This window comes from Candidatus Pelagibacter sp. HIMB1709 (genome assembly GCF_052047635.1).
Lineage (GTDB): Bacteria > Pseudomonadota > Alphaproteobacteria > Pelagibacterales > Pelagibacteraceae > Pelagibacter.
The window spans coordinates 777,160-803,141 of record NZ_JBNAJW010000001.1 but is presented as its reverse complement, the minus strand read 5'-3'; the positions used below and the strand labels follow the sequence as shown (position 1 = coordinate 803,141).

The 25,982-nt window shown below is 28.6% G+C and carries 27 protein-coding genes; 16 read left to right on the top strand and 11 right to left on the bottom strand.

Features of this window, described 5'->3' with window-relative positions:
- Positions 1 to 45 precede the first annotated feature (45 nt).
- Both ACTTAR_RS04385 and ACTTAR_RS04380 read left to right on the top strand, forming a co-directional pair.
- Positions 46 to 426, top strand: coding sequence for a hypothetical protein (locus ACTTAR_RS04385; protein ID WP_440697808.1), 381 nt, complete (start codon positions 46 to 48; stop codon positions 424 to 426).
- Positions 426 to 1,022: a transglycosylase SLT domain-containing protein gene (locus ACTTAR_RS04380; RefSeq protein WP_440697807.1), complete on the top strand. Its 597-nt coding sequence runs from the start codon at positions 426 to 428 to the stop codon at positions 1,020 to 1,022. The genes ACTTAR_RS04385 and ACTTAR_RS04380 overlap by 1 nt, the downstream gene beginning before the upstream one ends.
- On the opposite strand, the gene ACTTAR_RS04375 is transcribed toward ACTTAR_RS04380, so the two are convergent.
- The 4 genes from ACTTAR_RS04375 to msrA are packed head-to-tail and all read right to left on the bottom strand — an operon-like array spanning position 1,019 to position 6,402.
- Positions 1,019 to 4,141: an efflux RND transporter permease subunit gene (locus ACTTAR_RS04375; RefSeq protein WP_440697806.1), complete on the bottom strand. Its 3,123-nt coding sequence runs from the start codon at positions 4,139 to 4,141 to the stop codon at positions 1,019 to 1,021. The genes ACTTAR_RS04380 and ACTTAR_RS04375 overlap by 4 nt on opposite strands.
- Positions 4,142 to 4,145: 4 nt before the next feature.
- On the bottom strand, positions 4,146 to 5,141 hold the full coding sequence (locus ACTTAR_RS04370; RefSeq protein ID WP_440697805.1) for an efflux RND transporter periplasmic adaptor subunit: 996 nt from the start codon (positions 5,139 to 5,141) through the stop codon (positions 4,146 to 4,148).
- Between the two features lie 3 nt (positions 5,142 to 5,144).
- Positions 5,145 to 5,957, bottom strand: coding sequence for a rhodanese-like domain-containing protein (locus tag ACTTAR_RS04365; RefSeq protein ID WP_440697804.1), 813 nt, complete (start codon positions 5,955 to 5,957; stop codon positions 5,145 to 5,147).
- Position 5,958: 1 nt separating this feature from the next.
- A complete protein-coding gene (msrA, locus tag ACTTAR_RS04360; RefSeq protein WP_440681572.1) occupies positions 5,959 to 6,402 on the bottom strand; it encodes a peptide-methionine (S)-S-oxide reductase MsrA in 444 nt (147 codons plus the stop codon).
- A gap of 34 nt (positions 6,403 to 6,436) precedes the next feature.
- Here msrA and ACTTAR_RS04355 point away from each other — a divergent pair, with 34 nt between their 5' ends.
- Complete coding sequence (locus tag ACTTAR_RS04355) at positions 6,437 to 7,318, top strand: DMT family transporter (protein WP_440681573.1); 882 nt, start codon at positions 6,437 to 6,439, stop codon at positions 7,316 to 7,318.
- Positions 7,311 to 7,946 (top strand): DNA-3-methyladenine glycosylase family protein, encoded by a 636-nt coding sequence (locus ACTTAR_RS04350; protein WP_440697803.1) that lies wholly within the window; start codon positions 7,311 to 7,313, stop codon positions 7,944 to 7,946. Before ACTTAR_RS04355 ends, ACTTAR_RS04350 begins: the two co-directional genes overlap by 8 nt.
- On the opposite strand, the gene ACTTAR_RS04345 is transcribed toward ACTTAR_RS04350, so the two are convergent.
- Positions 7,933 to 8,229 (bottom strand): DUF1330 domain-containing protein, encoded by a 297-nt coding sequence (locus tag ACTTAR_RS04345; protein WP_440698023.1) that lies wholly within the window; start codon positions 8,227 to 8,229, stop codon positions 7,933 to 7,935. The two genes, ACTTAR_RS04350 and ACTTAR_RS04345, sit on opposite strands and share 14 nt — an antisense overlap.
- A gap of 43 nt (positions 8,230 to 8,272) precedes the next feature.
- Between ACTTAR_RS04345 and ACTTAR_RS04340 the strand changes: the two genes are divergently transcribed.
- Positions 8,273 to 8,791: a phosphoribosyltransferase gene (locus ACTTAR_RS04340; RefSeq protein ID WP_440681575.1), complete on the top strand. Its 519-nt coding sequence runs from the start codon at positions 8,273 to 8,275 to the stop codon at positions 8,789 to 8,791.
- A gap of 38 nt (positions 8,792 to 8,829) precedes the next feature.
- Here ACTTAR_RS04340 and ACTTAR_RS04335 read toward each other — a convergent pair whose 3' ends face one another.
- Positions 8,830 to 10,140 carry an NCS2 family permease gene (locus ACTTAR_RS04335; RefSeq protein WP_440697802.1) on the bottom strand — a complete coding sequence of 437 codons (1,311 nt, stop codon included), beginning with the start codon at positions 10,138 to 10,140 and terminating at the stop codon, positions 8,830 to 8,832.
- Between the two features lie 126 nt (positions 10,141 to 10,266).
- Between ACTTAR_RS04335 and ACTTAR_RS04330 the strand changes: the two genes are divergently transcribed.
- Positions 10,267 to 10,572 (top strand): hypothetical protein, encoded by a 306-nt coding sequence (locus ACTTAR_RS04330; RefSeq protein WP_440697801.1) that lies wholly within the window; start codon positions 10,267 to 10,269, stop codon positions 10,570 to 10,572.
- A gap of 41 nt (positions 10,573 to 10,613) precedes the next feature.
- Here the strand turns inward: ACTTAR_RS04330 and ACTTAR_RS04325 are convergent, their stop codons facing one another.
- Positions 10,614 to 11,060: an Hsp20 family protein gene (locus tag ACTTAR_RS04325; RefSeq protein WP_440653084.1), complete on the bottom strand. Its 447-nt coding sequence runs from the start codon at positions 11,058 to 11,060 to the stop codon at positions 10,614 to 10,616.
- Positions 11,061 to 11,161: 101 nt separating this feature from the next.
- Positions 11,162 to 13,237, bottom strand: coding sequence for a S9 family peptidase (locus tag ACTTAR_RS04320; RefSeq protein ID WP_440681578.1), 2,076 nt, complete (start codon positions 13,235 to 13,237; stop codon positions 11,162 to 11,164).
- 16 nt (positions 13,238 to 13,253) lie between these two features.
- Here ACTTAR_RS04320 and ACTTAR_RS04315 point away from each other — a divergent pair, with 16 nt between their 5' ends.
- Genes ACTTAR_RS04315 through ACTTAR_RS04295 form a run of 5 tightly spaced genes read left to right on the top strand, consistent with a single transcriptional unit; the run spans position 13,254 to position 17,425 of the window.
- Complete coding sequence (locus ACTTAR_RS04315; protein ID WP_440681579.1) at positions 13,254 to 13,754, top strand: J domain-containing protein; 501 nt, start codon at positions 13,254 to 13,256, stop codon at positions 13,752 to 13,754.
- A 45-nt stretch (positions 13,755 to 13,799) separates the two neighbouring features.
- Positions 13,800 to 14,684, top strand: coding sequence for a dihydrodipicolinate synthase family protein (locus ACTTAR_RS04310; RefSeq protein ID WP_440697800.1), 885 nt, complete (start codon positions 13,800 to 13,802; stop codon positions 14,682 to 14,684).
- A gap of 1 nt (position 14,685) precedes the next feature.
- Positions 14,686 to 15,876, top strand: coding sequence for a class I SAM-dependent methyltransferase (locus ACTTAR_RS04305; RefSeq protein ID WP_440697799.1), 1,191 nt, complete (start codon positions 14,686 to 14,688; stop codon positions 15,874 to 15,876).
- Between the two features lie 28 nt (positions 15,877 to 15,904).
- Entirely contained in the window at positions 15,905 to 17,101 is a 1,197-nt protein-coding gene (locus tag ACTTAR_RS04300; RefSeq protein WP_440697798.1) for a hypothetical protein, read from the top strand.
- 30 nt (positions 17,102 to 17,131) lie between these two features.
- The gene (locus tag ACTTAR_RS04295; RefSeq protein WP_440697797.1) at positions 17,132 to 17,425 is read left to right on the top strand and encodes a hypothetical protein; all 294 of its coding nucleotides are present in this window, start codon (positions 17,132 to 17,134) and stop codon (positions 17,423 to 17,425) included.
- On the opposite strand, the gene ACTTAR_RS04290 is transcribed toward ACTTAR_RS04295, so the two are convergent.
- Positions 17,422 to 17,769 carry a DCC1-like thiol-disulfide oxidoreductase family protein gene (locus ACTTAR_RS04290; protein WP_440697796.1) on the bottom strand — a complete coding sequence of 116 codons (348 nt, stop codon included), beginning with the start codon at positions 17,767 to 17,769 and terminating at the stop codon, positions 17,422 to 17,424. The two genes, ACTTAR_RS04295 and ACTTAR_RS04290, sit on opposite strands and share 4 nt — an antisense overlap.
- An 85-nt stretch (positions 17,770 to 17,854) precedes the next feature.
- Between ACTTAR_RS04290 and tldD the strand changes: the two genes are divergently transcribed.
- From tldD to ACTTAR_RS04275, 3 genes are read left to right on the top strand one after another with little or no spacing between them, the layout of a single operon-like run.
- On the top strand, positions 17,855 to 19,267 hold the full coding sequence (gene tldD, locus ACTTAR_RS04285) for a metalloprotease TldD (RefSeq protein WP_440681584.1): 1,413 nt from the start codon (positions 17,855 to 17,857) through the stop codon (positions 19,265 to 19,267).
- A 3-nt stretch (positions 19,268 to 19,270) separates the two neighbouring features.
- Entirely contained in the window at positions 19,271 to 20,587 is a 1,317-nt protein-coding gene (locus ACTTAR_RS04280; protein WP_075506449.1) for a TldD/PmbA family protein, read from the top strand.
- Positions 20,584 to 21,555, top strand: a complete 972-nt coding sequence (locus ACTTAR_RS04275) for an NAD(P)-binding protein (RefSeq protein ID WP_440681585.1) — start codon at positions 20,584 to 20,586, stop codon at positions 21,553 to 21,555. Before ACTTAR_RS04280 ends, ACTTAR_RS04275 begins: the two co-directional genes overlap by 4 nt.
- 2 nt (positions 21,556 to 21,557) lie before the next feature.
- On the opposite strand, the gene ACTTAR_RS04270 is transcribed toward ACTTAR_RS04275, so the two are convergent.
- Positions 21,558 to 22,238: a DUF6134 family protein gene (locus tag ACTTAR_RS04270; protein WP_440697795.1), complete on the bottom strand. Its 681-nt coding sequence runs from the start codon at positions 22,236 to 22,238 to the stop codon at positions 21,558 to 21,560.
- Positions 22,239 to 22,282: 44 nt separating this feature from the next.
- Here ACTTAR_RS04270 and yczE point away from each other — a divergent pair, with 44 nt between their 5' ends.
- On the top strand, positions 22,283 to 22,930 hold the full coding sequence (gene yczE, locus ACTTAR_RS04265; RefSeq protein ID WP_440681587.1) for a membrane protein YczE: 648 nt from the start codon (positions 22,283 to 22,285) through the stop codon (positions 22,928 to 22,930).
- Here the strand turns inward: yczE and typA are convergent.
- Positions 22,927 to 24,753: a translational GTPase TypA gene (typA, locus tag ACTTAR_RS04260; RefSeq protein WP_440697794.1), complete on the bottom strand. Its 1,827-nt coding sequence runs from the start codon at positions 24,751 to 24,753 to the stop codon at positions 22,927 to 22,929. The two genes, yczE and typA, sit on opposite strands and share 4 nt — an antisense overlap.
- Positions 24,754 to 25,166: 413 nt before the next feature.
- Between typA and ACTTAR_RS04255 the strand changes: the two genes are divergently transcribed.
- Complete coding sequence (locus tag ACTTAR_RS04255) at positions 25,167 to 25,937, top strand: FkbM family methyltransferase (RefSeq protein WP_440681589.1); 771 nt, start codon at positions 25,167 to 25,169, stop codon at positions 25,935 to 25,937.
- Positions 25,938 to 25,982 lie beyond the last annotated feature (45 nt).

The window sequence follows — 25,982 nt, the reverse complement described above, 5'->3', positions numbered from 1 at the left end:
CCCTTTATCTTTATATTCAATTTGATAAATAAAACTATAATATTAATGGTAAATTTCTTTTCTAAATATAAATTTATTTTTTATTTATCAAATTTATTTTTAATTATTTTATATTTATTTCCAGGAAGTATTTTAGGTTGTTTTTTATATGATGATTGTAATTTACAGCCTCAAATTACTCCAGACTACATAGTTTCTACAAATCATTTATATGCATTTTTATTACTTTCTATTATTGGTTTTTTTACATTTAAGAAATGGAATCAATTTTTCCCTTTGAGTATTTACTTAATTTTATTATCAATTTCACTTGAACTAGCGCACTTCATTATTCCAATAAGAAGTTTTGAGTTTTCAGATTTATTTGGCAATCTTATAGGTGTTATTATAGTAATTATTATAAGTTATATTTTGAAAAAAACTTAATGAGTTCAAATATAAAATATTTTCTTATACTTTTATTTGTCCTTTCTGGATGCTCATCAATTCCTAAAAATACATCAGACAGTTGCTCAATATTTAATGAAAGATATTTATGGTACAAGCATGCTAAAAAAACTGAGCAAAAGTGGGGTACTCCAGTTTATTTACAACTTGCAATAATCAAAATGGAGTCGAGTTTTGATTGGTTGGCAAAACCTCCGAGACAAAAAATATTTAAAGTTATTCCTTACAAAAGACCCTCTAGTTCTTTTGGCTACTCCCAAGCAGTCAAAGGTACATGGAAACAATATAAAGATGAAACTGGTAATAAATTTGCTACAAGAACGAGATTTAAAGATAGTGTAGATTTTATTGGTTGGTACACAAACAAAACTGAAAAAATTTTAAAAGTTTCAAAGAAAGATTCTTTTAGACAATACATTGCATACCATGAGGGTTGGGGGAATTATAAAAATTACAAAAAAAATAAAAAGGTTATTAACTTAGCTAAAAGAGTTGAGAAACAGTCTAATATTTATAAAAAACAATTATTAGATTGTAAAAATAAATTAACTACAAGTAAGTATATTATTTTTTAATTTAATTGTTTTTTCAGCTCTATATCTACAGCATCAATCCGCTTAGTATTTTTCGCTAATGCTAAATACATTGTAGGAGTTACATATAGAGTAAAGAATGTTGATATAATCATTCCACCTAAAATAGTTGCACCAACTGCTAATCTTGACCCTTCTCCAGCACCAGGACCTATATTTCCAACAACCAAAGGTATCATTGCAATCATAGTACTTAATGATGTCATTATAATAGGTCTAATTCTTAGCTGGCAGGCTTTCAACACTGCCTCTTGAATCTTAACACCCGTCGTTCTTATTTGATTAGCATAATCAACAATTAAAATACTATTCTTTGTTGAAATACCAATAAGAATAATCAAGGCAATTTGTGAGAATATATTTACTGAACTATTTAAAAATAAAATAAATACTAAACCACCAAACACAGCCAAAGGAACTGTCAAAATAATTATAAAAGGGTGTACAAAAGAGTTAAATGTTGCTGCCATTACTAAATAAGCAGTCAACAAAGCTAAAGCAAAAATTAAATAAATTTCATTTGTAGTTTCTTTCAATTCTTCTGATTTTCCTTTCCAAGTAATTTGATTTTGAGGTGCAACCTTTATCATTGTCTCTTCTAAATATTTAACAGCTTCAGTTAGAGTATAATTTTCTGATAGTGCAGCTGAAATTGTAACAGCTCTTTGTCTATTGTATCTTGGTAATGCCTCTGCAGTCCCTTTTTCCTCAAATTCAACAAGACTAGCTATTGAAACTAATTTACCAGTTGTTTCAGATCTAACGAATATTTTTGATAACCCATCTTGATCACGTCTATCAGCCAAATATTGTTGTAAAATTATTGGGTATTCTCTTCCTTCTTTGCTAAAAGAAGTAACTCTTTTGCCTCCATAAAGTGTTTCAAGAGTTCTACCTATATTTTCTGTAGATACACCTAGGTCATTAGCTCGATTTTTGTTTGTGATTAATTTTACTTCAGGTTTGTTTTTTGTGTAATCACTTTCAACTCTGAACATATTTCTATTTCTTCTCAATTCTCTTAGAACACTATTTTGAATATCTTCCAATTCTTCATAGCTTGTCCCATAAATAACCATCTGTACTGGTTTGTTATAGTTTGAAACTCTTATTCCTTGTGGGGATATTGGAAAAGCAAAAGTTTCTGGAACTGAAACAACTTGTCCAATAGCTTCTCTTAATACAGTTTGACTATTTTTTTCTCTGTTTTTCCATTCATCAAGTAAAGCAATGATTATAAAAGTGTTATAAGATGTTGCAGATCTTCCAAATCCAGGAACTCTCATAATTAGTCTTTCATATGGGCTATCTTCTGCTTGCAATAATCTTAATATTCTCCCTTCGATTATCTGAGCCTTTTCTTGAGTATATTCAAATGAGCTACCTTCATCTGTTGAACCTATTATTAAATAAGAACCTCTATCCTCCATAGGCAGCAATTCTTTTTTTGAAAAATTAAAAAGATAAGCAGATGCTGCAATGATAAAAATTATAAATATCGAAATAGTTTTTTGTCTATTTATCCAGTACTTAAGTGAAACAATATAAAATTCAGTAAAAGATTTAAATTTATTATTAAATTTTTTAACTAAGAAATTAACTTTTTCTTTTTTATTTAAAAACTTACTTCCAAGCATTGGAGATAGAGTTAATGCAACAAAGGATGATACTACAATTGAAAATGATAGCGCTATTGCAGTCTCTTTAAATAAAGTTCCAGATATCCCTTTAATAAATATAAGCGGCAAGAACACTGCAATTAAAATTAAAGTAGTTGCAATAATAGCAAAAGTAATTTGCTTAGAACCTTTATAAGCAGCAACTAGTGGTGTTTCACCATTTTCTATTCTAGTATAAATAGCATCTGTCATAATTACAGAGTCATCAGTAATTATTCCTATTGCTAAAATAAAACTTAATAATACAAAAATATTTATTGAGAGATCAAAAATGTACAATCCAAGAAATGAACCAATTAAACTAACTGGAAGAGCTACAGCTGGTACAATTACCGCTTTAAGATTTCCAAGAAAAAGATAAATGATTAAAACCACTAAAACAAAAGCAATAATTAAACTTTTATAAACTTCTTCGATTGCAGCCCCAATATAGGTTGCTCTATTAAATGCTATCTCTAAACTTAGTCCATCTGGAAGTGATTTATTTAGTTCTTTTATTTTGGCTTTAATTTGGTTTGATAATTCTACTGTTGAAGCACCACTTTTAGCGTATATGCCAATTCCTACAGTTTTTAGGTTGAGTGCATTTTTACTTTGTGCTTTGAATAAAGTTTTCTCTGAAACTGGTCCAAATTCAATATTTGCTACATCAGAAAGTATTACTACTTTGTCTTTATTTTTTCTAAGAGGCAGTTGCTTTATAGTATCTATGTTTGAATAAGACTTATCTATATTTAAAGTTAAATCTTTATTATTTGCCTCTAATGTACCAGCAGGAATATTAAGATTTTCATTTCTTAAAGCTCTTTCAACCTCTTGAATTGTAAGGTTATTGGCTGCTAATTTGATTGGGTCTATCCAAACTCTTACACTAAGCTCTCTCAGTCCACCAACTAAAATTCTTCCAACATTTGGGACACTTGAAAAAGCATCTATCAAATATCTCTCAGCATAATCTCCAAGATCAAGATCATCCCATGTAGGAGATGTCAGTGCTACCCACATTGTAGTTGTGAAACCTGCTGCTTGTTTTAGAATTTGGGGTGGATTAGACTCGCTAGGTAAATTGTCAACAACACGAGCAACTCTCTCTCTAATATCATTCGCTGCATCATCTAAATCAATATCTGTATTAAATTGTATATTAATCCTACTTCGTCCATTCAAAGAACTAGAGTCGATGTTTTTAATACCCTCTGCACCACCTATCACATCTTCAAGTTTTTGAGTTATTTCTTCATCAACAATCTCTGCTGATGCTGATTTATAATCTGTTTGAACCTGGACTACAGGTGGTTGTATTCCATCTGGAAGTTCTCGAACAGGTAGCTCTGCAAAAACAAATATTCCAAAAATGATTAGGATTAAAGACATTACCCAAGCAACAACAGGTCGTTTAATACTAACTTCGGTTATATACATTTAATTATTTTTTTTCTTTTTCAGATTTTTTAAAAATATTTTTTAACCAATCAAATTTACCTTTTTTTTCTTCAGTTTTTTTAGATTCCTTTTTTTTCCCCCAGCCAGAATTTCCTTGTTTTTTCTTTGCACCTTTTTCTATAGGTCTAATCGTTAAATTTGGTCTAACTTTTTTTGTTCCCTCAGCTACAATTTTATCACCTTTGTTTAATCCATCTAAAATTTCTACAAAACCTAAATATCTATCACCCACAGTAACATTTGTTTTCATTACTTTATTTTTCTCATCCACTTTATATATAAAAATATTTTCACCTTCGACTATTGTGCTTGTATCAGGTGCACTTAAACCATCTCTAACATTGTATTTAATTGAAATTTCTAAAAATGAACCTGGTAATATTTCTCCAGATTTATTATCCATCTTTATTCTTGTAGCTAAAGACCTTGTATCTTGACTTATTCTGCTTGCAAAAGAGTCAACTTCACCTTTATAAATTTTATTTTTGTATCCAGAAAACTTTATATCAACTGGTAAACCAACTTTTATAAATGGAACAAAAATTTCTGGAATATCTACGTCGCAATATAGTGAGCTAGTATCCTCTAAATTAATTAATAAAGAAGATTTTGATACTTCTAAATCCTCAGAAAATTCTCTTTTTCCAATAACTCCATCAAATTGAGCAATAATTTTTCTATTCTTAAGATTAGCAACAACATCGCCTTTTTTAACTTTTTTATTAAAATCTATCGGTTTAAGTATCTCATACTTTTCAACCTTAAATGACTGAGTTTTAATTGGAGCTGCTGTTCCGTATGTACTTATGACATTTTCAAAAGTTCTTTCTTGTGTTGTGGTTACTATTATTCCAGGAGGAGGTCTTTTACTAAATTTTTTTTTGAAATGATTTCCAATCATTGTCCTGCCAATAATAACTATGGCAATAATTAGGAAGAAGATAACTATTATACTTGTTATTTTAGTTGATGTTTTCATAATTTAAATTTTTCCGTACTCCGACCAAGATCCATCATAAATGGTCGGAAGATATTTAGTATTAACTAGAGAATATGCAAGCGCTAAAACACAAGCTGTAACACCAGATCCACAAGAAAAAACTAAATTTTCTTTATAATTTTTGGATATTTCTTGAAATAATTTATTTAAATCCTCTTTATTTTTGAAAGTCTTATTTTCATTTATTACTTCTACAAAAGGTAAGCAAATTGAATTTGGTATAGAGCCACTTCTTACATTTTTTCTTGGGTCGGGAGCTTTACCTTCAAATCTTTCTCTACTTCGCGCATCTACTACTGTGAATTCTCTTTGAGAAATGTTTTGATCAATTAAGACTTTATTTTTTACAAGTTTTGATAATTCATGTCCCTCATAAACAGATTTATTGAAACTTGACGAAGCATTTGATGTCTTTTTATTTTCACTTTTCCATTTTTTAAAACCACCATCAAGTACACAGACCAATTTTGGATCATGACCAAAATAAATGAAATTATACCAACCTCTGCATGAACTTATGACATTTGAATCATCATAAATTACGACATGATCATCATTTGAGATTCCTAAGTTTGAGATTATTTCGTTCCAAGCCCCTAAGGTTGGAAGCATATGAGGAAGGTCAGTATCTTGTCTTGAGTTTTTATCTAAATCAAAAAAAATAGCATTTGGAATATGTTCTTTATCAAATTCTTCTTTAGCATTTCTATTTTCAGCAGGCATATGCCAAGAACAATCAATTATCTTTACTTTGTCGAGATTTTTCTCTAACCAATCTGTATCAACTAATGACATGCTATCTTTTTTCTAAATACTTTTGGTGATACTCTTCTGCTGTACAATAGTTTTTAGTTAATGAGATTTTTGTTACCACCTTGCCAGATAGTTTGATATTTTCTTTTTCTACCATCTTTTGTGCAATAGTTTTTTGATTATCGTTTGTATAAAAAATTTCACTTCTATACTGAGTTCCAAAGTCAGGTCCTTGAGAATTTAATGTAGTAGGGTCATGAAATTTAAAAAAATGTTCAAGAATATTTTCGTAAGAAATTATACTTGGATCAAATTCTAACTTAACTACTTCAGCATGATTTGTTGTACCTGTGCATACTTCTTTGTAATTTGTTTCAGCATTGTTACCTCCACAATAACCCACTTCTGTTTTTATAACTCCATCAAGTTTACTAAACTTAATTTCAGGTCCCCAAAAACATCCTAATCCTAAAATTGCTATTTCCATTGATTATTAACTTAATTAATCTAGAGTTAATCATATGCTATCAAAAAATCAATTAGGCTTTTTTTACATGTTCATATCTGTATGTGCATTTTCACTTATGGATGTGATTGTTAAATGGTCTGATGATTATCCTGTTGGACAAGTATTATTCTTTAGAGGATTTTGTGGAATAATTCCTATTTTATTTCTCATTCCTAATGACAGATATTTAGATTTTTATAAAACAACTAGACCATTTCTTCATTTTAAAAGATGTTTAGCAGGATTAATTGCTTTGGTTTCTATATTTGTGGCATTAAGAAATTTACCTTTAGCAACAGTTGTAAGTATTTCTTTTGCAGCACCAATATTTATAACAATATTTTCAATTTTCTTATTAAAAGAAAAAGTTGGTTTATACAGATGGATGGCAGTGTTAGTTGGATTTATTGGTATAATTTTTATAACTGAACCAGGTTTTAGCTCTTTAAATTTATTTTATATTTACCCAATTATTTTTTGCTTAGGTCTATCTTATGTTGCTATTGCTATAAGGAAATTATCATCAACTGAGCCTGCTTGGTTAATTAGTTTTTTCTTTTCATTCTCGATTATGCTTCTAAGTTTTTTATCGTTTTATCAGGGATGGATCTTGCCAAGTTTACTTGATTTATTTTTGTTATCAATGGTTGGTATATTAGGTGGTCTTGCAAATTTATGGCTATCACAATCTTATAAATATTCAGAAGTTAGTTTGGTTTCTCCCTTAAAATATCTTGGATTAGTTTTTGCAATAATATTTGGATATTTTATTTGGAATGAAATACCAACTTCTAAAACCTTATTAGGTGCTTTATTAGTTATTGTTTCATCTATAATTATATTTAGAAGAGAAATGTATTTGAAAAAAAAACTATCTGTTTCACGTCATGAGTAAAACCCCATCATATTGGAATAAAGCAAAAAAGTATTTATCAAAAAAAGATAAAACTATGTCTTCTTTGATTAAAAAATATAAGTCACCATCAGAAACTGTTCTTACATCAAGGCGAGATGTTTTCTTTTCTCTTTGTAAAAGTATAATTGGTCAACAAATTAGTGTAGCTGCCGCTAACTCAGTTTTTTTAAAGTTTAAAAAAAAGTGTAAAAACAAAATTAATGCAAATACAGTGAGTAAATTATCTAGTTCTCAATTAAAGAGTTGTGGATTAAGCAGACAAAAAGTGAAGGGTATAAAAAGTTTGGCAGAACAAGTATTAAATAAAACTTTTAATCCAAAGATAATTCCAAATATGTCTGATGAGGAAGCAATCATTTATTTATCTCAGCTTAGACAGATTGGAAGATGGTCTGCAGAAATGATATTATTATTTACTTATAATCGTCCCAATATATGGCCTATTCAGGATATAGGGTTATTAAGAGCTATTTCAAAAAATTATAAAAAAAAATATCTTCCTCCAGAAAGTTATGTAAGTTTATTGCAAAAAAGATTTACTCCTTATTGTTCAGTGGCAACTTGGTATTTATGGAGAAGTATAGATCCTGAGCCTATTCAATATTAAATGCTTCTACTATTTGTAAATTTCTCTCAGTGGTGTCTTTAGCAAGTGCCCAACCATCCTGATATTCTTTAGAGTCATGACAGGCTATAGCTTTTTCATAACTTGGAAACTCCCAAATAACTGTCCTTGGGTATGTTTCACCTTCTAGCGTATTGTATTTTCCACCTCTAACTATAGGTATGCCCCCATAATTTTTAATAACATCAGTAACTTTAGCTCCATAATTTTTAATATTTTCTTGGCTATCTATTTTTTTATATAAAGCTATCCAGTAAACTTTCATCATTTCTCCTTTTTAAATTTTTTTACTTATGATACTAAGCTTCATGGCCGATAAACTTATAATCACTTTCGATCAATATACAAAAATAGTTGAGAAACTAGCAATACAAATTCATAAAGAATACAAGCCTACAGTTCTTATTGGAATAATGAGAGGTGCTGCACCTATTCTTGATATTTTATCTAGAATTTTAAAATTACCTATAGCTTATATTGTAATTCAAAGTTATTCAGGCGAAGGAATGGAGGATAAACAAGGAGAACTTATGTTTGCTAGAGAGATAAGTTCTTTAGCAAATAACGAGGATTTTAGTAAAGTTCTACTTATTGATGATCTTTCAGATACTGGCTTAACTTTAAACAAAAGTATTGAATGGCTTAAAAATTATCCTCAAACAAAAAATTTTATTAAAGAGGTGAAAACAGCTTGTCTTTGGAAGAAAAAATCTTCAACATTCGAACCAGATTTCTGTCCAGTAAGATTAGATTCAGACCCATGGATTGTTCAGCCAACTGAACATTATGAAGAATTATCAATTAAAGAATTAGAGAAGAGAAATTAATCAACAGGGCTAGTTTAACTAGCCCTGTTTAATTTTATTTAACTTACAGCAAAACTTATAACACTTAGAATTGCAATTACCCATATTGCTGGAGAAGTGCTTGAAAACTTTCCAGTAAATATTTTAATTAATGCATAAGAGACGAACGCTAGGGCGATTCCATTACTAATACTATAAGTTAATGGCATTGCTATCATTGCTAGAATTGCAGGAGCAGACTCTGAAATATCGTTCCATTCGATATCTGTAATATTTCTTATAAATAAAACAGATACAAAAAGTAGAGCCGCACCATCAATTTGTTTAGGCAAACTAGTCGCTAATGGAGCAAAAAAGATACATGCTAAAAATAATATTCCTATAACTAATGAAGTCATACCAGTTTTACCACCGGCTTTTACACCCGCACCAGACTCAACATAACTAGTTACAGTTGTTGTTCCCATCATTGCACCTGCAACAGTCCCAACACTGTCTGATAACATTGCTTTATTGATATCCTGAACTTTTCCATCTTTACCTACTTTACCTGCTACGTTTGCCACTGAAGTTAAAGTTCCTGCAGTGTCAAAAAAGTCTATAAATAATAAAGTAAAAATTACTGTAGACATACCAGCAGTCATCGCCGCAGACAGATCGAATTCAAATAAATATGTCATTGGTGGTGGCGAACTTGCTAAGCCATTGAATTTAGCTAACCCAGTAACCCATGCAATTATACTAAAAACTAAAATACCAATAATTATATTTCCTTTAACATTCATTTTTTCTAAAACAATTATAGCAATGAAAGTTGCACAGCCTAAAAGAACTAATGGATCACTCAAGTTTCCAAGCTGCACTAATGTTACAGGATTATCAACAACAACTTCCATAATTTGTAAACCTATAATCGCTAAAAATAATCCAATACCAGCTCCTATTCCTAATTTAAGACTTTTTGGAATTGAATTGATTAACCATGCTCTAATTGGTGTTAAGGAAATTATTAAGAATAATACCCCAGCAACTAATACTGCACCTAGTGCTTCTTGAGGTGAATATCCCATTCCTGCACATACCCCAAAAGCCACGAATGCGTTTATACCCATACCTGGTGCTAGTCCAATTGGCCAAGTTTTTCCATAAAAAGCCATTATGAAACATGCGAGAGCTGTTGCTAATATTGTAGCTGTATAGACTGCGCCGAAATCAAAGAAACCTTTTTCGGGTCCGGCAAATTCTCCCGATAAGATAAATGGATTTAAAAACATTATGTAGGCCATTGTCAGGAAAGTTGTAGTTCCTGCTATGACTTCTGTTTTAAAATCTGTTTTGTGTTTTTTATAATTAAAATAATTATTAAGCATTTGTCCTCCTAATTAGTGATAATTATGCGATTCTTTCTTAAATTTCTTATAATAACTGTGTTTTATTCACATTATTCAACCCATAAGTTTATATTTATGCCATATTTCTGATGATAAAATAATTCTATGAAAATTTTTAAAACTATATTTGCAATACTTGTAATGTTTTCATTAATCACCGGTTGTCAAACAGTTAAACAAAAAACTGATGCAATCATTGAAAAAGAGAATAATAAGTTAAGTGAGTATATAGGTGAATCTGCAACTAAGTTGCAAATGGAATTAGGAAAACCAGATGAGGATTTCGAAAATGAAAAAGGAAACTTCGTGATGATATACAATACAAAAAAATATGGTTTTCCTTGTGAAAGAAGATTTGAAATAAATCCAGAGAGAATAGTAGTTGGTTTTGCTTCTAATGGATGTTTTTAATGTTAACCTGCGAGGATTTCTCCTCGCAAGTAAGGTTTAACTTATTTTATTTCAATAAGTTTTTTCTTTTTATGTTCAGGTATAATTCTTTCACAAGATATTGTTAAAAGACCATCCTTAAGTTCAGCACCATTAACTTTTACATCATCAGCAATGGTAAATGATCTAGCAAATTGTCTTTGAGAAATACCTTTGTGAATTATTTCTCCATTAACATCGTTGTTCTCAGATTTATCAACTTGTTTTGTTCTTACCGTTAATAAATTATCTTCAAACTCTACCTCAACATCATTTTTATTAAAACCAGCCAATGCAACTTCAATTGCATAATTATCCTTACCAGTTTTTCTGATGTTGTATGGAGGGTAGTTTGATTGCATAGTCAAACTTCCGTTACCCAACATGTTTTCAAATTGGTCAAACATATCGTCAAAACCAATTGAAAAAGGTCTTAGTGAGTTAAATATAGATAGATCCTTACTTGTCATAATATCCTCCTTTTTTAAGCAAGTTTATTTAATGCAAGCCCCATAAGGCGACTTACATTTTATATTTAGGTATGATTAAAAAAATTTCAATATCTGAAAACTTAAATTTTTTCTGAAATTTTTAATGCAAATGCGTAGTCGAGAGCAATTTCTTCTATTGCTCCATCTCTACCAGATTTACCTCCATGACCTGCATTCATTTCTGTTTTGAGAAGTAATAAATTATTATCAGTTTTATAGTCTCTAAGTTTAGCTGTAAATTTTGCAGGTTCATCAAACAAAACCCTATTATCACTTAAACTAGTTGTTATTAGCATATGAGGATAATCCATTTTTTTTATATTATTATATGGAGCATAGGAGAAAATATAATTAAAGTGCTCTTTGTTTTCTTTAGCATTACCAAATTCATCAAATTCACCAACTGTAAGTGGTAAAGAGTGATCGAGATTTGTTGTTAATGAGTCCACAAAAGGGACAGCCATAATTATACCTAAAAATAATTCAGGCGCTTGATTAACAACAGCGCCCATTAATAAACCTCCTGCAGATCCACCCATTCCAATAATTTTTCCCTTTGAGGTGTAGTTATTTTCAATCAAATATTTTGCAGCATAAATATAATCTTCAAATGTATTTTTTTTATTTGTTAGTTTTCCTTCTTTCCACCATTTCATTCCTTTTTCCATTCCACCTCTAATGTGTGCAGTAGCCCAAATAATATTTCTATTTATTAAGCTAAGTCTTGTTGAGGAAAAACTTGGACTCATCGAACTACCATACGATCCATATCCATATAATAATAAATTCGCTGTTCCGTCTATTTTTGTATTTTTATGTCTTGTAATTGTAAGCGGAACCATTCTTCCGTCATGGGATTTAAACTCTATTCTTTCAACTATATAATCATCTGTATTGTGGCCTGATGGTATTTCTTGTTCTTTTACAAGTGTTTTGGATTTGGTTTTTAAATTGTATTTGTAAACTCTTGATGGTGTTTTAGGAGAAGAATATGAAACATAAACCTCATCTGTATTTCTATCTCTTTGTGTTAATGAAATACCAGGAACACATACTTTTTCGTCAGAAAAAATTAATTCCTCTTCATTATATGTTGAAGCATCAATAACAAACAGCTTGTCCAAAGCTTCTGATGTTTCGGATCTAATTATCCAGTTATTTAAAAATGAAAGTCCGCCAATTAACACTTCTTTTTTAGGAGGAATAAATGTTTCCCAATTCTGATTTTCTAAAGTTTCTGAAATATCTATTTTAAAATCCTCCGCATCTTTATTTGTATGATTATAAAATTTTCCATTCCATGAATTTACAGAATAAAGAATTCCCTTTTCTCGTTTAATTATTAATTTTGGATTTGGTTTTACTTCGTTCACATGAAAGTAATATTGCTCCGAAGTATTGTGATCAGAAGTGTTTATGAAATAATATTTCTCATCAGAACTTAATCCAATACTAACAGTGAAAGCCTTACTTTTTTCATCAAAGATTAGTTCATCTTCACTTTCAAAGTCTCCGATTTTATGTCTATAAATTTTTCTAGCTCTATGATTTTCATCTAACTTTGAATAAAAAAGATACTTATCATCTAAGCTGAAAATTATACTTCCTGATGTTTCTTTGATTTCTTTTGAAATTATTTTATTATTTTTAATATTTCTTATATAAATTGTATAATATTCAGAACCTTTGGTATCTAGTGAGTACCCAAGATATTGATCATTGTTACTAACCTCTAAATCTCCAACACCGAAATATTCAACATTTAATTTTTCTTTTTCTTTATCTCCATTCCAAATTTCTTCAATTTCAGATGAACCAATTTTTTTTCTTAATTTTATAGAGTAATTTCCTTTGGCAGTAGTCTTTGTCCAATATTCATATGAATGATCTTTAAAAGGTAAGCTTTCATCATCTAATTTTATTCTACCTTTAATTTCATCAAATAATATTTTTTGAGCATTTTTCGTATTTTTTAGATGATACTCAGTATATTCATTTTCATCCTCTAAATATTTTTTTACTTCTGGAAGAAGCTTAGTTTTGTCTTGCAAGACTTCTAAAATATTTTCTTGATGTATCCAGCTATAGTTATCTTCCCACTCTATATTGTGACAAGATTTTAGCTCTGGTTTTTTTTTTAGATATGGTACTTTCATTTTTAACTGGAAATATATGAATTTTATAATTTATACATTATTAATTGTAGTTGGTTTATATTTTTTATTAAGACTTTTTACTCAAGTTGCGTCAAAAAAAATATCCAAAGGTTTGAGATTATTCTTGTTCATAGTTTTAATCATCTTTGCAGTTTTGTTTGCAATAGGAGGTAAATTTTTACTTACTTTACCTTTTACTCTTGCAAGTCTTGCTCTTTTAAAACTGAAAGGTATGTCTATTTTTCAATTAATTTCATTGTACAGATTAATACAAACTTTAAGAAATTCAGGGAGATTTTCATTTAATAACACTGCATCAAATTTAAACACAATGTCTACTGAAGAAGCTTATCGTATTCTTAATTTAAATCCTTCTAAAAATTTAACTAAAGAGGATGTAAATAAAGCCTATATTAAAATACAAAAAAAAATTCATCCAGATATTTCACCTGAAACTTCTAGGCTATCTACATTAGTAAATGAAGCTAAAGAAATAGTTTTGAAAGATTTAGCTTAGATAATTTAAACTTTACTATATTTTTTTTTTATATAAATTTTATTTATGAGTAATATCAATGGAATATATGCAGCATCATTATCTATCTTGAATAAAGATTTAACTTTAAACATAGATAAAACCATTACACATGCGGAGATGGTGATTGAGAACGGTTGTCACGGTGTTGCAATATTTGGGAGCACTGGCCAAGCTCAATTAATTCCTGTTGCAGAAAAAATTAAATTGCTAAATAAAATATCAACTAGCAAATACAAAGATAAATTTATTATTGGAACAGGATTAAATTCTTTAGGAGAAACAATAAATTTAATGAGAGTTGCAATGTCATTAAATTTAGAAAAATTTTTAATAATGCCACCTGCATTTTATAAATATACCGATGATGATGTTATTAATTTTTATACTAAATTAGTAGAAGCAGCACCAAAAGCTAAAATTATTTTATATAATTTTGAAAAGCTTTGTGGATACAAATTTAGTGTAGAGTGTGTTGAAAAATTGGTAAAAAATTTTCCAGAACAAATAGTCGGTGTAAAAGATAGCTCATATAATCTTTTTGAAAATTTAAAATTAGATAATTTTTCTGTTATGCCAGGATCTGAATCAAAATTATTGAAGGGACTTGAATTAGGTTGTTCAGGAATAATTACAGCAACATGCAATGCAACATCTAAACTTGCTAGAAAAGTATATGATGACTTTAAAGATGGAAGAGAGCAAGAAGTTAATACCCAATTATGTGATGTAAGAGGGACATTTGAAAAATATAACCTAATTTCTGGCTTACACACTTTTTATAAGAATAAAGATAGTTTTTATGAAAATTTACTACCACCTTTAAGAATTCTGAATAAAGAAGAAGAGATTGATCTTTTAAATAATTTAGAAAAATTTAGTTTTTCACTAAAATCATCAATGGCAGCATAAAATGCAGTTAGCAAGGTTCTTAAATAGTGTTTTTAAGAAAGATGGATTTATATTGGTCGATGCAAATTCTAAAAGTTATATTATTGGAAATCCAGAGAAGGAAAATCCCATTAAAGTTAAAATATTAAATAAAAAACTTAATTATAAACTTTTATTTCATCCTGATCTTTACTTTGGGGAAGCTTACACGGATGGAGAGTTAGTAATTGAGAACGGAAGTCTTACAGATTTTTTAGATTTATCTTTAATGAATTTTGGAAGAGGAGAATTAAATTTTTTTAGTTATTTAATTAATAGACTGAGGGGTTCATATAGATATCTAACAAATTTCAATTTTATCAAAAAATCCAAAATGAATGTCTCACATCACTATGATATCAAAGATGAACTTTATGATTTATTTTTAGACCCTAAAAGACAATACTCATGTGCTTATTTCAAAAATGAAAATGATACTTTAGAGGATGCCCAAAATAATAAAATTCAACACATAATTAAGAAATTAAATATAAAGCCAAATCAAAAAGTCCTTGATATAGGATGTGGTTGGGGATCTTTGGCAGTTGATATTGCGAAATCAGCTAATTGTGAAGTAACTGGGATCACATTATCAGAAAATCAATTAAAATATTGTAAACAAAAAGCTAAAGAACTTAATTTAGAAAATCAATTAAGATTTAGGTTAATGGATTACAGAGAACTCGATGAAAAATTTGACAGGATTGTAAGTGTTGGAATGTTTGAACACGTGGGAAGAAAATTTTATAAAAAATTTTTCTCGCAGGTTGAAAAACTTCTTAAAGATGATGGAGTTTCTTTAATTCATACAATTGGATCAGTAAATCCTCCAAGAGACCCTCATCCATGGATAACAAAATATATATTTCCTGGCGGTTATACACCCAGCTTAAGTGAAGTAACTACTCCAATTGAAAAAGCTGGATTAATCGTTGCTGATATTGAGGTATTAAGAATGCATTATTCTCATACATTAAGACATTGGAAAGAAAATTGCCTTAAAAATAAAGATAAAATTATTAGCATATTTGATGAGCGTTTTTTTAGAATGTGGGAATTTTATTTAGCAGGTTGTGAAATGGCTTTTAAATGGGGAGATCAAGTTGTATATCAGTTTCAGCTTACTAAAAACTATACTTCCACACCGGTTACAAGAGACTATATTTATCAATAATTTATTGGTAAATAATAAATTCCCTTAAATGAAAAAAATAAAAAAAAAACAAAAAAAATCTATTAAAAAAAGTAAAAAAAAAACTCACTTAAAATCAAAAAAATCTAAAATAATTTCTAGAGTAAAAAAAACAAAAACTAAAATTAACAAAAGAAATAAAATTAAAACTAAAAAAAAAAATAATTTAAGAGTTAAAACAAATAAAATAATTATAAAAAAACCTAAAGAAAAAAGTTTTCTTTTAAAAATAATTAATTTTCAAAATTCATTGAAACCTGAATTTAAATTTAAAATAAATATAAATATAGAAAAATATATTCAGGCATTTTTTGATAAAATATCTGAAACAATCAGTAATTATAAAACTCTTAAAAAAGATGAGCAGAAAAGAATAAAACTTGAGCAACAAGAAAAAGAAAGACAAGAAAAACTAGCTTTACAGCAAGAGAAACAGAAAGAACAAGAACTAAAATTAAAGCTTAATGAACAAGTATTAAAGGAAGAGATTAGATTAGAAAAACAAAGAACAAAAGAAATTAAATTATTCTTACGAAAAGAACAGGCGTTATTAAGAATTGAACAAGCTGAAAAGCAAAAAAAATTTTTACAGCAATTAAAATTAGAAAAGCAGATTGAAAAATTTAGAGTAAGAGAAGTTAAAGAATTAGAAAAACTAGAAAAAATATCATTAAAAGAAAAAAGAGAGGATTACTCAGGACTTCAACAGAGAATTGAGAAGTTAAAAGAAAAATATCGAATAATAAGAGATCAAAAAATAAGAGAAAGAGTAGAGGCCTTAGGAGTTAAAATTCAAGGGGATGAAGATAGGGAAACATTATTAAGGAAAGAAAAAGAATATACTTTAGCAAGACAAAAAATAGAATTTGCTCTTGAAAGTTTTTATAGGAGTGCCAGTAGTTTAGTTTTCCAATTAAACAAAAGACACATTACAAGACATATGTCTATTTTTCGATGTATCGATAGAAGATTTGAAACAGGTGAGATATTTGTTAAGTGGGATGAAGCTCCTGACGAAGAATGGTTATTATTAATTTATATTAAAAATAATTCTCCTGATGAAGGTATAGTTATTGAAGACAAAACTAATCCTGAGAAAAACATCTCTCATGAATTTAAAAATAATGAAATATTTAAAGCTTCAGACACGATGGTGGATTCTTTAACTCAATTAATTGCAAGAAAAAGAGCCAAAAATAACAATTAATTATTACGTTTAATTTAAGTATTATTAGTTATGTTTTATGGAATAATTGCGATGGCAGTTTTATATGCCCTGTTAAGTTATATTCTTGCTTGGATCAGATATTTTAATAGTCAAGACGAAAGGTTAGGACAATCAACTTGGAGATGGAGTTACGATTATGAAGTTGATGGAGAAAGAGACATATCGGATTTGGATGACAAAAATTTTGTAAGATTAAGAAGAAAAAGAAATAAAATTATCACTCTCATGTATTCAGTAGTTTTAATTATGTTTATTCTCTCAATGTCTTTATTGAGTCAAATTTTGATATTTTTTCTTAATTAATTTTTTAATTGTTTTTTATTTTTCAAATACAAAAAATACGCAACTATTTCATATCCATATTTAAAAATTGTAAAGATGATAGGAAGTTTGAAAAAACTATATAAAAATTTATATTTTGGTATTCTCTTCCAAACATAAAGGAAAGCTTCTGCACCTTCAATTACTTGGTTGTTTTCTTTTATGTGCAATCTTCTTAAAAGTTCTTTGTCATTTTTGGAAGTTTCTTTTTCTGCTTCTTTGTTATTCGTAATATCTATCCAATCAATATCTTCAATATTTTCTTTTTTATACATATTGATTTCTGATCTACAAATTTTGCAAGAATTATTAAAATAAACTTTCATAAAAATTATATTAACTTTAAAATTAGGCATGTAAATGCGCCAAATGATTAGTTGAAAATTAATAATAAAGCACTATCTAAAGTGAGTGAGTAATTTTTTTGACAAATCTGATTTAACAAGAAAAGATGCTGATGCAATAGTATCCGATACATTACAAAATTGTGATGATGGTGAGCTATATTTGGAGGATACTAAATCTGAATCTATTTTATTAGATGATAATAAAATTAAAAGCTCAAGCTATAGTTCAGATTTAGGTTTTGGATTTAGAGCAATTACGGGAGAGGTTGTTGCATATTCTCACTCTAATGAAATATCAAAAGATTCATTAAAAAAATCTTCTGAAAATTTAAAATCTACACTGAAGTCTATGAAAGGTACTTATAATCAAGATATTTCAAGATCTAATAAAAAATTTTATCAGGATATTAATCCCATAGAGCAAAAAACATTAAATTCGAAATTAGAAGTACTAAATAAAGTAAATGAGTATCTAAGAAAAAAAGATCAATCTGTAAAACAAGTTACCACAAGTTTTGCAGGTGAACAAAAATCTATCGAGATTATACGATCAGGTGGTGAGGTATTAACTGATGTCAGACCATTAATTAGATTTAATGTATCTGTAATGTTAGAAAAAAATGGAAGAAAAGAAACTGGCGTTTATGGAATAGGTGGAAGACAATCTTATGATGAATATCTCAAAAATGACAATTGGAAAACTGTATGTGAGGAAGCATTTAGAATTGCGTCAGTAAATTTAGAAAGTAAACCTGCTCCAGCAGGAGAAATGAAAGTTGTTTTAGGACCTGGATGGCCAGCAATTTTAATACATGAAGCTATTGGACATGGTTTAGAGGGAGACTTTAATAGAAAAAAAACTTCTGCATTTCATGATCTTATGGGCCAAAAAGTTGCCAGTGAGGGAGTTACGATTGTTGATGATGGAACAATTGATAATAGAAGAGGTAGCTTAACTATTGATGATGAAGGTACACCAACAGAAAAAACAGTATTGATTGAAAATGGGATATTAAAGAATTTTATGCAAGATAGATTAAATGCAAGACTGATGAATACCAAATCTACTGGCTCAGGAAGAAGAGAAAATTATAGACACGTTGTTTTGCCAAGAATGAGAAATACAATGATGTTGAGTGGAAACCAAACTCAAGAAGAAATGATCAAATCAGTAGACAAAGGAATTTTTGCAGTAAGTTTTGGAGGAGGACAAGTTGACATTACATCTGGAAAATTTGTATTTAATTGTACTGAGGCATATGAAATTAATAACGGAAAGATTGGTTCACCGATAAAGGGAGCGACACTAATCGGAGATGGTCCTTCAATTTTAAAAGAAGTTTCTATGGTTGGAAACGATATGATGTTAGATCCTGGTATAGGAACTTGTGGTAAAGCTGGACAAGGTGTACCTGTTGGAGTTGCCCAACCTTCAATTCTAATCGATAAAATGACAGTTGGTGGAACAAAACTTTAAATTATGGTTAAGGATCAAGAATATTTAAGATCAAAAGCATCATTTTGCTTAGATTTAGCTAAAAAATTAGGTGCAACTGGATCAAGTGTAACAGTAGGTCATTCAATTTCTGAAACTGTAAATTTTAGAAATAATACTTTAGACGAGTCTAATAGATCAGATGGATTAGCAATAAGTATAGAGACTTATTTGGGAAAAAAAAGATCTTCAATTTCTTCATCAAACTTATTAGATGATAACATTAAAACCCTAATAGAAAAATGTTTTGAAACAACTAAAAATACCCCTGAAGATGAATTTAATTCTTTACCAGATAAAGATCTTTTAGCTAAAGAAATTAAAAATTTAAATTTATATGATGAAACACACTTTGATAATGAAAAAAAAATTGAATATTTAAAAGAACTTGAGAGCGTTGCATCTTCAGAAGAAAAAATCATAAATACAGAGTCTAGTTTTACTGAAAATAAATCTAACTTTATTTTAGCAAATAGTGATGGATTTTGTGATGGATATAAATCATCTTCATTTAGTGCATCTTGTGTTACTGTTGCTAAAGATGAAAATAGTATGGAAAGAGACTATGAATTTACAAGCAAACGTCATTTATCTGACATTAAGGGCGCAAAAGAACTTGGTCAAAAAGCTTCTGAACAAACTATAAAAAAATTAAGCCCAAATAAAATTGGAAGTGAAAAAATAAGCATTATATTCGATAAAAGAATTGCAAAAGGCATGTTGGGAGCTTTTGCTGGAGCCATATCGTCATCTGCGATTTCTAGAGGAACATCTTTTCTTAAGGATAAAATCAATGAACAAATATTTACAGAAACAATAAACGTCATTGATAAACCAGATATAAATAAAGGTGTTGGGTCTCAAATTTTTGATTCAGAGGGAGTAAAATCAGATACTTTAAATCTTGTACAAAATGGTGTTTTAAAAAATTATTTAGTCGATACTTACAATGGAAAAAAACTTAACTTAAAATCAAATGGAAGATCTGGTGGTACAACAAATTTATATTTCGATAATGGAAATATTAGTTTTGAAGATTTATTAAAAAGTAATTCAAAACATATTTATGTAACCGAAACAATAGGCCATGGAAGTAATTTGGTTACAGGAGATTATTCAGTGGGTGCAACAGGCTTCCTAATTGAAAATGGCGAATTTAAATTTCCAGTAAATGAGATAACAATTGCAGGAAATTTCAAAGATATGTTTAAAAATATAACTTTAGCCAGTGATTTAGATTTTGAATATTCCATTAACTCACCAACTATGATGATAGAAGGAATGACAGTTGCAGGTAAATGAGCACTTACTGTGTAATTGGATCTGGAATATCTGGTGCTACAATTTCAAATCTATTAAATAAAAAACACTCTGTAGACCTCTATGACAAAGCAAGAGGTCCAGGTGGGAGATCGTCATTTAAAAGGTTAGATAAAAAAATAGGCTTTGATCATGGCGTTCAATATATTTCCCCTAAGACTAGTGAATTTAAAAAATTCACAAAAAAACTCATAGCAAAAAAAATATTAAAAAATTGGAAGGGTCAGCATATTTTTCAAAATAAAAAAATAAAAGAAAATAAAAATCATCAAAAAATAATTGGCAGGCAAGGTAATAACGATATTAGCAAGTATTTATTAAAAAAAATTAATTGTAATTTTCAAAAAGAATTAAAAAAAATTGATTATAATAAAAACAAATGGAAACTTACTTTTGCTGATGGTGACAATAAAATTTATGATAATCTTATTTTAACGTGCCCACATCCTCAATTACTTAAATTAGCAAAAAAATTTATTAATCATTCATTTATTAAAAAAAAATTGAAAATGGATGCAAATATTACAGTCATGATAAAAATAAAAAAAACAAATAAAAAAATAAGTAGTTTTTTGTTTGATGATCAAATTTTAGGTTGGGCTGCTAGAGAAAATAGCAAGTTAAGATTTAAAAGTATTTATGAATTTTGGACACTTCAAAGTACGGCAACGTGGGCAAATAAAAAAATTTTGAAAAATAAAGAAAATAAAGATTTGAATTCAAAAATATTAATTAATAAATTTTTTGATCTTACTGGTATTAAAAAAAGCAACGTTCTTTTTTCTTTAAATCATGGATGGATGTATTCATTTAATTCAAAACCTTTAAAAATTAAAAGTTATTGGAATTCAAAAAATAATTTAGGAGTTTGTGCTGATTGGTTTGTTGGACCCAGATTAGAGGCAGGATGGATAAGTGCTAATGATCTTTTTTATAAAATAAACAGATAAAATTATTCAATATTTTTAATTCTATATTCCCAACTTCCCATTCTCTCATAGGTAACTTTAACTATCACTGAAGTTTTTTTATCAAGCCATATATCAAAATTTAATCTTTTATCTTCTGGGAGCGTCATATCTTTAGAAGTGAGTTTAAAATGATCAGTTTCAAATTTCTTCCCATTGATTGTGATTTTTTCTTTATCGATAAATGTAACCAGTTGTTCTTTTATACTTCCAGAGATAGGGCTAATTTGGCTCTCTGCCTGTAACAATTTATGGCTCCACCAATTTCCAATTGTATTTTTTAAAGAAGCTTCACCAGAAAAAGAAGATCCTTGAATATCAAATTTATTAGTTTGATTATTTAATATTAAATTTACAAATTTTTCTTTTTTATTTTGACGTGTTTTAGATTTAAAGGAAATTAAATTATCTCCTAAATACTTTTCTTCTCCAAAACCTTCTACTTCAAAAATAGTTGCTCCAAGTAGTTTTACTGTAAATTTATATTCATTATTTACAGTTGTTTGATTGTCTCTCCTAGAAAAAGAGTAATTGTTGTATCCTATAACTTCATTATTTCTTAAGATTTCAAGTTCAATTTTTTTGAAGTTATTATAATGACCAACATGTGCGTTTGAGTTAAAAGTAAATAAAAAAAATATAATAATGGTGTAAATTTTTTTCATGACAATAATATAAATAAAAATTAATTTAAAAGTATCAATATTTAATGTTCCTATCTATAAAAAATATTCCAAAAGTAAATTGGAGCTCAAACAAAAGTTTGAACTTCAAGCCAAAATTTTCAACATCATTTTTTTTAATTTTTGGTTTAACAATTTTTGGTTTGGGAGAAGGTTTGTTAATTTTGTCAACAACTGGAAACTCACCCTGGTCAGTATTAGCTGAAGGAATTTCACTCAACTCCAATTTATCCATTGGCGCAGCAACTTTTTTTGTAAGTGTAGGAGTACTTTTTTTATGGATTTTTTTAAAACAAAAACCAGGTCTTGGAACAATATTTAATATCATCGTGATAGCTGCAATGATTGATTTCACTCTAAATTATTTTCAACCACCTTCATCTCTTTTTACAAAATACTTATTAGCAGTTCTTTCAGTAATTTTAGTAGGACTTGGTAGTGGTATTTATTTAGTAGCTAATCTTGGTCCAGGTCCACGAGATGGTTTAATGACAGGACTAACAAAAACAACAAATTTACCTATAGCATTGGTAAGAGCTTTTTTAGAAATTACTGTTGTAATTATTGGCTGGTATTTAGGTGGGACTGTTGGAGTAGGTACATTAATTTTTGCTTTTGGAATTGGACCCTGTGTAGCTTTAGGATTATTTTTAGTTGGAAAAATATTTAACTAAGCAGCTGCGCTAGTTTTTTCACTTCTTTTTCTTTCATGGGGATCAAGAATTGCTTTTCTCAATCTACAAGACTCAGGTGTAATTTCTAATGCTTCATCACTGTTAAGCATACTTAGTTGTTCAGCTATTGACATTTTTCTAACAGGAGTAAGAACGACGTTCTCATCTGTTCCTTGTGTTCTCATATTTGTTAATTTTTTTCCTTTCATGACATTTATAATCATGTCCCCTGGTTTTGGTGATAATCCAACAATCATACCTGGATAAACAGGATCATTATGAGTAACAAACATTTCTCCTCTTGCTTGAAGGTTAAAGATTGCAAATGCAACTGCTTTTCCTTGTTCCATAGCAATCAATGCACCATTTCTTCTACCTTCCATTTCACCTTCAAAAGGACCGTAGTCATGGAAAATTCTATTAATTACACCTTCACCTTTGGTGAGAGTTAGAAATCTACTTGTATATCCCATCAAACCTCTCGTAGGTGCGTGGAATATTAATCGTTTCTTGTTTGTACCTGTATCTTTTAGTTCAATTAATTTACCTTTTCTTCTATTCATCGAGTCGATTACTTTCGAAGAGTGTTCTTCATCTAAATCCATAGTAATTTCTTCAATTGGTTCAAGTTTGTTTCCTTGATCATCAGTTTTATATAAAACTTTTGGTGGACTTACCGTCATTTCAAAACCTTCTCTTCTCATTTGAGTAAGAAGTATTTCCAGCATCAATTCACCTCGTCCACTTACAACGAAAGAGTCTTTACCATCATTTTCTGAAAAAGTAATTCCAACATTGTTTTGTGCTTCTTGAACTAATCTTTCTCTAATTTGTGTACTTGTAAGTTTTTTACCTTCTGTTCCTGCTAATGGAGAAGTATTAACAGTTATTGTAATCGACATTGTCGGAGGATCAATCGGAGTTGCTGGTATAGGATCATTAACTTCCAAATTACAGATTGTATCAGCAACATTTGCCTTTTCTAATCCAGCTACAACGACAATATCTCCTGCCTCCCCAACATCAATTGGAACTTTTTTAGTTCCTTCATATCTAAAAATCTTTGTTAATTTACCTTCATCAACTTTTTCACCATTTAAATTAATAGCTTTGATTGGCTGATTTGCTCTTGCTGTCCCCTGTGTAATTCTACCTACCAAGCTTCTTCCTAAAAAACTGTCTGAATAAAGCAATGTAGATAACATTGCAAAAGGTTTAGTCTTATCTAATTCAGCTGGTTTAACGTGCTCGACTATTAAGTCTAATAAGGGATTTAAATTTTTTCTTGGTCCATCTACCTCATGATCTGCCCATCCAGATCTTCCACTTGCATATAAAACAGGAAAATCTAATTGTTCTTCATTAGCATCTAAACTTACAAATAGATCAAACGTTTCGTCCAAGACATCATTAGCTCTTTGATCTGCTTTATCTAATTTATTGATTACTACAATCGGTTTTAAACCTTGTTTTAATGCTTTCGATAAAACAAATTTTGTTTGAGGCATTACTCCTTCTGCAGAGTCAATTAATAAAAGAGCCCCATCAGCCATACTTAAAACTCTTTCAACTTCTGCTGCAAAATCTCTGTGGCCGGGTGTATCAATGATATTTATTCTTGAATTATTCCAATTTATAGATGCTGGTTTTGCAAGAATTGTAATTCCTCTTTCTTTCTCAAGTTCTCCAGAGTCCATTAGTCTCTCATCAACAACCTCATTTTCTCTAAATGATCCACTTTGTTTCATTAAATTATCAATCAAAGTAGTTTTGCCATGGTCTACATGGGCTATGATTGTGATGTTTCTTATATTGTTGCTCATAAATTGTGGCTCTTATACATATTTAATTTGATATTAAAACTTAAAAAAACTCATGACTGGCTTGATTAATTTAAATAACCTATGATTAATTAAGCTTTTTTTGTTTATCTTTTTTAAGTTTTCTTTTTTCTTTAAAACTTAATTTAGGTTTCTTTTTTACACTAGAGTCTTTAAATGACTTTCCACTGTATCTTTTTGACATGATTTAAATTTACATAAAAAAAAGGCCATCATGTGATGGCCTTTTAAATTTTAGTTTAAAAGTAGTGGGATCACATTTACCTATAAATTGCGCCAATACTGACTTATTTAACTTTTCTTAAAATTGTTCATCACTATTCATCATTTTTAAGGTCAAATTTCAAAGGAACTCAAAAGATGATTTAATTTTAAATTTAATTTAATATTTTTTAATGAAAAAATTTATTCTTAACCTTAGACCTGCTATTTTGCAAAGTATTCTGGCCAATTTTTTTTATGGAAATTCTATAGAAAGAAGAAAATTTTATTTTTTAAATAAGTATGATTTTTATATGTTCCTAGACCCTTTAAGTCATTTAGGAAATATATTAACAAATAATGAGTTATACGAAAAAGATACATGCTATTTAATTAATAAATATATTGAAAAGGACTCGATTTTTTTTGATATAGGTGCAAATGAGGGTTTTTTCTCTGTACTTGCATCAAAAAAAATTATCACCGGTAAAATTTATTGTTTTGAACCTCAAAAAAATCTTTTAAAAATTATAGAAAAAAATTTACTAAAAAATAATTTTAAAAATTTTTTTTTACTTGATTTTGGAATAGGAGAAAGTGAGTATTTTATAAATTTAAATGTATTTCAAGATACAAATACTGGTTCATCATCTATTTTAAAAAAACATTTTTTTAATACCAAGAAAACAAAGATTAAAGTAAAATCCTTAGACCAGTTTGTGTTTGAAGAAAAATTATATGATCAAATAGATTTAGTTAAGATTGACATCGAAGGATATGAAATTAACGCAATCAAGGGCATGAAAAATTTATTAAAAGAAAAAAAAATTAATACATTATTAATTGATTATCATATGCATATTGTTACTAATGAAGATAGATTAGAACATGAGAAATTAATTCTATCTTTTGGATATAAAAAAATAAAAACAAATGACCGAAATTATATTTGTTATCAAATATAAGAAGTTATATGAATTTATAATTTTTAAGAATACTCTTTACCAAAA

Coding starts and splice junctions, on each gene's coding strand:
- ACTTAR_RS04275 (WP_440681585.1), top strand. CDS start 20,584: ATGAGCACTTACTGTGTAATTGGATCTGGAATATCTGGTGCTACAATT.
- ACTTAR_RS04345 (WP_440698023.1), bottom strand. CDS start 8,229: ATGAAAGTTTACTGGATAGCTTTATATAAAAAAATAGATAGCCAAGAA.
- ACTTAR_RS04385 (WP_440697808.1), top strand. CDS start 46: ATGGTAAATTTCTTTTCTAAATATAAATTTATTTTTTATTTATCAAAT.
- ACTTAR_RS04270 (WP_440697795.1), bottom strand. CDS start 22,238: ATGAAAAAAATTTACACCATTATTATATTTTTTTTATTTACTTTTAAC.
- ACTTAR_RS04330 (WP_440697801.1), top strand. CDS start 10,267: ATGAAAATTTTTAAAACTATATTTGCAATACTTGTAATGTTTTCATTA.
- ACTTAR_RS04295 (WP_440697797.1), top strand. CDS start 17,132: ATGTTTTATGGAATAATTGCGATGGCAGTTTTATATGCCCTGTTAAGT.
- ACTTAR_RS04380 (WP_440697807.1), top strand. CDS start 426: ATGAGTTCAAATATAAAATATTTTCTTATACTTTTATTTGTCCTTTCT.
- ACTTAR_RS04335 (WP_440697802.1), bottom strand. CDS start 10,140: ATGCTTAATAATTATTTTAATTATAAAAAACACAAAACAGATTTTAAA.
- ACTTAR_RS04315 (WP_440681579.1), top strand. CDS start 13,254: ATGAATTTTATAATTTATACATTATTAATTGTAGTTGGTTTATATTTT.
- ACTTAR_RS04340 (WP_440681575.1), top strand. CDS start 8,273: ATGGCCGATAAACTTATAATCACTTTCGATCAATATACAAAAATAGTT.
- ACTTAR_RS04355 (WP_440681573.1), top strand. CDS start 6,437: ATGCTATCAAAAAATCAATTAGGCTTTTTTTACATGTTCATATCTGTA.
- ACTTAR_RS04255 (WP_440681589.1), top strand. CDS start 25,167: ATGAAAAAATTTATTCTTAACCTTAGACCTGCTATTTTGCAAAGTATT.
- ACTTAR_RS04350 (WP_440697803.1), top strand. CDS start 7,311: ATGAGTAAAACCCCATCATATTGGAATAAAGCAAAAAAGTATTTATCA.
- yczE (WP_440681587.1), top strand. CDS start 22,283: ATGTTCCTATCTATAAAAAATATTCCAAAAGTAAATTGGAGCTCAAAC.
- ACTTAR_RS04320 (WP_440681578.1), bottom strand. CDS start 13,237: ATGAAAGTACCATATCTAAAAAAAAAACCAGAGCTAAAATCTTGTCAC.
- typA (WP_440697794.1), bottom strand. CDS start 24,753: ATGAGCAACAATATAAGAAACATCACAATCATAGCCCATGTAGACCAT.
- ACTTAR_RS04305 (WP_440697799.1), top strand. CDS start 14,686: ATGCAGTTAGCAAGGTTCTTAAATAGTGTTTTTAAGAAAGATGGATTT.
- ACTTAR_RS04280 (WP_075506449.1), top strand. CDS start 19,271: ATGGTTAAGGATCAAGAATATTTAAGATCAAAAGCATCATTTTGCTTA.
- ACTTAR_RS04375 (WP_440697806.1), bottom strand. CDS start 4,141: ATGTATATAACCGAAGTTAGTATTAAACGACCTGTTGTTGCTTGGGTA.
- ACTTAR_RS04370 (WP_440697805.1), bottom strand. CDS start 5,141: ATGAAAACATCAACTAAAATAACAAGTATAATAGTTATCTTCTTCCTA.
- ACTTAR_RS04325 (WP_440653084.1), bottom strand. CDS start 11,060: ATGACAAGTAAGGATCTATCTATATTTAACTCACTAAGACCTTTTTCA.
- ACTTAR_RS04365 (WP_440697804.1), bottom strand. CDS start 5,957: ATGTCATTAGTTGATACAGATTGGTTAGAGAAAAATCTCGACAAAGTA.
- msrA (WP_440681572.1), bottom strand. CDS start 6,402: ATGGAAATAGCAATTTTAGGATTAGGATGTTTTTGGGGACCTGAAATT.
- ACTTAR_RS04310 (WP_440697800.1), top strand. CDS start 13,800: ATGAGTAATATCAATGGAATATATGCAGCATCATTATCTATCTTGAAT.
- ACTTAR_RS04290 (WP_440697796.1), bottom strand. CDS start 17,769: ATGAAAGTTTATTTTAATAATTCTTGCAAAATTTGTAGATCAGAAATC.
- ACTTAR_RS04300 (WP_440697798.1), top strand. CDS start 15,905: ATGAAAAAAATAAAAAAAAAACAAAAAAAATCTATTAAAAAAAGTAAA.